Origin of the sequence: Burkholderia sp. Se-20378, assembly GCF_017104665.1 — a bacterium.
GTDB lineage: Bacteria > Pseudomonadota > Gammaproteobacteria > Burkholderiales > Burkholderiaceae > Burkholderia > Burkholderia lata.
Genome location: NZ_JAAGPG010000610.1, coordinates 1 through 4,694, shown reverse-complemented (window position 1 = coordinate 4,694; position 4,694 = coordinate 1). Strand labels below are relative to the sequence as shown.

Here is a 4,694-nt window from a genome sequence, read left to right as displayed (position 1 = left end):
CGGCCGCCGCGAGCGGCCGCAGCAGCCCCGGCTGGCGCATCAGCACGTCGAAGCGGCCACGGCCGCCCGGATTGTCGATCTCGACCGATGCACCGGGAAACGCGTCGTCGAGCGCCGCATCGAGTGCCGCGCCGTCGCCGATTTCGCGGATCGTCTGCAACGCGGCGGCCAGGTCGGCGCCGTCGTCCGCGAGCACCGGTGTGTGGGTGCCGATGTGCGACTGCCGCGCCGGCGCCTGCGCGTCGGTCCGGAAGTGATCATAGAAGCGCCACGAGCGGATCCGTTCACGCACCGCGATCATCTCGGGCGCGCCGGTCGGATCGGCGAATTCGGTCATCATGCTGTCGAAGCTGGCCACCGGCTGCGGAATCGTCTGCCAGTCGCCCGATGCGGTGCGCGCGCGGATCTGCGCGCCCTGCCGGTCGACCAGCAGCGTCGACGGGCGCAACATCGCGCCGCCCCAGATGCACTCGCGCTTGACCACCGGATCGAGCGAGAATTGCGTCGCGTCGTTCTTCACCGGCATGCCGAGATCGATCGCATAGCCGAAATCGTCGCAGGCGAAGCCGAGCTTCAGGCTCACGGGCCCCTTGCGCACCGTGCCAGTCACCGGTGTGTCGCCGTCCAGCATCGCCCGCGAGAAGCGCTCGGGGCCGGCCCACAGCGTCGACGGCAACCCGCCTTCGCGGGCGAGCGACGGGATCACGCGCCCCTGCGCGGTGTCGGCGAGCAGCCGCAGTGCGCGGTACACGCTCGACTTGCCGCTGCCGTTCGGCCCCGTGACGACGTTGAGTGCCGCGAGCGGCACGATCAGCTCGCGCAGCGAGCGGTAATTGGCAATGGCAAGCGTGTTCAGCGCGGTCATGACGTTGGAGGAGGCATGCGGGCCGCTGTCAGCGGCCTTCGGCGGTCTGCGGGTCGGCCGCGGTATCGGCCGCCGTACTGGCGGCAGGCGACCGCGCGTGCGGCCGTTCGGGATTCGGCGCGTCCGGCGCGGATTCGTGCGGATACAGTTCCATCCGGCTGCGCGGCAGGCATTGCGGATAGCGGTCTTGCAGGCAGGCGATCAGTCCTTCGCGCACGCGGCAGCGCAGGTCCCAGCACGACGACGCATCGGCCGCGCTGACGAGCGCACGCAACTGCATCGTGCGTTCCGTCGCGTCGGTCACCTGCAACACCTGCACGCGGCCATCCCATTCGGGTGCCGCGTGGACGAGCCGCGCAAGTTCTTCGCGCAGCGGCGCGAGCGGCGTGCGGTAATCGACCGACAGATAGACCGTACCGATGATTTCCGAGCTGCTGCGCGTCCAGTTCGTGAACGGGTTCTCGATGATCCATTGCAGCGGCACGACGAGGCGCCGCTGGTCCCACAGCCGCACCGACACGAACGAGCCGGTGATTTCCTCGATACGCCCCCACTCGCCCTGGATCACGACCACGTCGTCGAGCCGGATCGGCTGCGTGAGCGCGATCTGCAGCCCGGCGATCAGGTTGCCGAGCACCGGCCGCGCGGCGATACCGGCGACCAGCCCCGCGACGCCGGCCGACGCCAGCAGGCTCGCGCCGACCTGGCGCACGTTCGGGAACGTCATCAGCGCGGCGCCGGTGCCGATGATCACGATCAGCACCATCACGGTCCGCACGAGCACCCTGGCCTGCGTATGGATGCGCCGGGCCTGAAGGTTGTCGGCCGTATCGATCGGATGGGCCTGGATGATGGCGTCGCCGACGCCGGCCGCGAGCCGCACCAGCAGCCACGTGAGGGAAATGATGGAGCCGACCGCCGCCGCCGTGCGCATGCCGCGTACGAACGACATGCCGTCGTCCGCCTGGACCCACAGGAATTCGAGCGCCAGCAGCGCGAGCACGACGAGCGACGGCCTGTCGATGTAGCGCAGGATCGCGCTCATCAACGGATACGGCTGCGCGATGCGCTTGACGATGCGTGCGCCGAGACGGTGCACGACCGTGACGACCAGCAAGACGATGACGGACACGGCCAGCGTGCCAAGCCATGAATGCAGCGGCGCATCGGTGATGCGCTGCAGTTCCTCAATTGAAATCATCGGCGCCCGTGGGTGATGAGGCGCGCACGCCTCGTCCTGGATGCGTCGGCGACATCCGGGCCACGCGCGGGCCCGGACACGGCGTCAGGTCAGTTGCCGCTCCTGCAGGGAAACGCCTTGCCGAGACCGAGCGACACCGCGGTGCTCGCGTTGTAGTCGGCCAGCTTCGGATTCTCCGCGATGTACTTGCGCACCGCGTCGGTCATCTGCTGCGCCCGGATGTCGGGCGGCAGGCAGAAATACTGGCCGACCCGCGGCCCCGTCGTGCCGCCGATCGCGTCGATGGTGTTGTAGACGCCGTCGGCGGCGCCTTCGATGTAGGCCGCGCACGACGCCCGCGACTTGACGTCCGTCTTCGCGCACAGCCGGTCGAGATCAGCGCCCGTGAAAGCCGCCGCCGACAACGGCACGGCAAACGCCGCGGCACAAAACATTGCGCGCAACATGGTGTTCCTTATGTCAATGCGGCCCGAGACCGCCTGCTGCCTTGGCCGGCGCGGCGCCGGGACGCCCTGCTCCGGCCGGAATCCGGCCGGGCGGGCACCGGCTGCCGCACCGAAAACCGTCATTTTGCACTCTTTTGTGCATCTGCCGGCGTCGAGGCCCCGATGCGCGTCGTCCGCTTGCTCAGGATCGCGATCGCGTCGGGCGCGTTGTAGTGCTTCGCGAATTCGAGCGCGGTGATGCCGAGCTGGTTCTTCACCTGCGGATCGGCGCCCTGGTCGAGCAGCAGCGTGACCGTCGACGGATGGTTGCCGCGTGCGGCCATCATCAGCGGCGTCGTGCCGTTCGGCGATGCGGTATCGATATACGCGTCGTGGTCGAGCAGCAGCTTCACCACGGCGTCCTGGCCGTTGGTCGCCGCGTAGTGCAGCGGCGCCCAGCCCTTCTTGCTGACTTCCGCGCCCTTGTCGATCAGCAGCTTCGCGAGGCCGACGTCGCCGTTCAGCGACGCGAGCATCAGCGCGTTTTCGCCGGCCTTGTCTTCCTTCTCGAGGTCGACGTTCGGCGTCGCGGCGAGCGCCGCCGCAACCTTGTCGGACTTCTCGCGCGCGGCGATCACGATCAGCGGGTCGCCGTTCGGCGCGATCGTGTTCGGGTCGAGCTTGCCGCTCTTGAGCTGCTGGCCGATGTCGGCGATGTCGTCGAACTTGACGGCCTTGACGATCGCATCGAGCGATTCGGCATGCGCGCCGGCTGCCGCGAACAGGCCGCTCGCGACGAGTGCGGCGGCAACGAGTGCACGTTTCGGCAGATGATTGGTCGGCTTCGTCATTGTTGTGGGCTCCTTCCCTGGGTTGTCGGCTGCGCGCACGTCGTTAGCGGGCGATCTTGAACAGCCGGAAAAAGTTCTGCGTCGTCGCATCGGCGAGCGCCTCGACGGCGATCCCGCGCTCGGATGCGATAAAGCGTCCGACATGGCTGACGTACGCAGGTTCATTCGGCTTGCCGCGATACGGCACCGGCGCGAGGTACGGCGAGTCGGTCTCGATCAGCAGCCGGTCGAGCGGCACGCGCCGCGCGACGTCCTGCACGTCGGTCGCGTTCTTGAACGTGACGATGCCCGACAGCGAGATATGGAAGTTCTGCGCGAGCGCCTGCTCGGCCACCGGCCACGGCTCGGTGAAGCAGTGCATCACGCCGCCCGGCACGTCCGCGCGCTCCTCGGCCATGATCCGCAGCGTGTCCTCCGACGACGAGCGCGTGTGGATGATCAGCGGCTTCATCGTCGCGGTCGCCGCGCGGATATGCGTGCGAAAGCGTTCGCGCTGCCATTCCATGTCGTCGATCGAGCGGCCTTCGAGGCGGTAGTAGTCGAGGCCCGTTTCGCCGATCGCGACGACCTTCGGGTGCGCGGCCAGCTCGACGAGCTCCGCGAGCGTCGGCTCGTGCATGTCCTCGTGATCGGGATGCACGCCGACCGACGCATAGACGTTGTCATGCGCGTCCGCGATCGCAAGAACCTCCGGCAGCGTCTCGAAATCGACCGACACGCACAGCGCGTGCGTGACGTCATGCTCGCGCATGTTCTCGAGAACGGCCGGCAGGCGGTCGGCCAGGCCCTTGAAATTGATGTGGCAGTGAGAGTCGACGAACATCGTGTTTCCTGAATACGTAAGGCGGGCGCTCATGCGCGCGCCGGCATGCGGCAACGGGCGGCGTTCGCGGGCCGGACGGCCACGGTCGCGTCGCGACGTGGGCCGGTCATCATTTCGCAACCCACACGAAACAATGCCGGATCACGCGAATATTTCCCGGTATCCGAGAAACAATTCCTCGAATACGAGCCGCGCGTTGAGCGGATGATTCTCGACCGTCCGCTGCCGCGTCACGGCCTTCATGAAGCGGGCGAACGCATTCGCATCGACCGCTTCCGCACAGCGCGCGAGCGCCGCCGCGTGCGTCGGGAAGTAGCGCGGCGCGCCCGCCATCCGCTGGGCAAGCAGGTCGTACAGCCAGCGTTGCAGCCAGCCGAGCACCAGCGGCACCGGCAGTTTCTGCAGCGTCTCGCCGCACGCGAACGGGTCGCACGCCGCACCGGCCGCAAGCTGCCCGAGCGTGTAGTCGCGCAGCGGGCGGTTCTCGTCGCTCGCGAGCGCCAGCGCGGCGCGCGGCGCGCCGCCGACA

General features: G+C 68.3%; 5 protein-coding genes and 1 pseudogene. All 6 read right to left on the bottom strand.

Going from position 1 to position 4,694, the window contains the following annotated elements:
- The coding region (locus G3N93_RS34770) for an AAA family ATPase (RefSeq protein WP_206134998.1) at positions 1–865 on the bottom strand (865 nt) is incomplete at its 3' end.
- A gap of 28 nt (positions 866–893) precedes the next feature.
- Positions 894–2,066, bottom strand: coding sequence for a mechanosensitive ion channel family protein (locus G3N93_RS34765; protein ID WP_206134997.1), 1,173 nt, complete (start codon positions 2,064–2,066; stop codon positions 894–896).
- Between the two features lie 89 nt (positions 2,067–2,155).
- Positions 2,156–2,512 (bottom strand): Rap1a/Tai family immunity protein, encoded by a 357-nt coding sequence (locus G3N93_RS34760; protein ID WP_006485939.1) that lies wholly within the window; start codon positions 2,510–2,512, stop codon positions 2,156–2,158.
- 119 nt (positions 2,513–2,631) lie between these two features.
- Positions 2,632–3,342: an ankyrin repeat domain-containing protein gene (locus G3N93_RS34755; RefSeq protein WP_174941167.1), complete on the bottom strand. Its 711-nt coding sequence runs from the start codon at positions 3,340–3,342 to the stop codon at positions 2,632–2,634.
- 43 nt (positions 3,343–3,385) lie between these two features.
- Positions 3,386–4,165 carry a TatD family hydrolase gene (locus tag G3N93_RS34750; RefSeq protein WP_069248154.1) on the bottom strand — a complete coding sequence of 260 codons (780 nt, stop codon included), beginning with the start codon at positions 4,163–4,165 and terminating at the stop codon, positions 3,386–3,388.
- Positions 4,166–4,306: 141 nt separating this feature from the next.
- Positions 4,307–4,694: pseudogene (locus tag G3N93_RS34745) on the bottom strand (DNA polymerase III subunit delta'); the annotation flags it as partial.

Bases quoted from the DNA above. Each gene is read 5' to 3' on its own strand.
- G3N93_RS34765 (WP_206134997.1), bottom strand. From the start codon at position 2,066: ATGATTTCAATTGAGGAACTGCAGCGCATCACCGATGCGCCGCTGCAT.
- G3N93_RS34760 (WP_006485939.1), bottom strand. From the start codon at position 2,512: ATGTTGCGCGCAATGTTTTGTGCCGCGGCGTTTGCCGTGCCGTTGTCG.
- G3N93_RS34755 (WP_174941167.1), bottom strand. From the start codon at position 3,342: ATGACGAAGCCGACCAATCATCTGCCGAAACGTGCACTCGTTGCCGCC.
- G3N93_RS34750 (WP_069248154.1), bottom strand. From the start codon at position 4,165: ATGTTCGTCGACTCTCACTGCCACATCAATTTCAAGGGCCTGGCCGAC.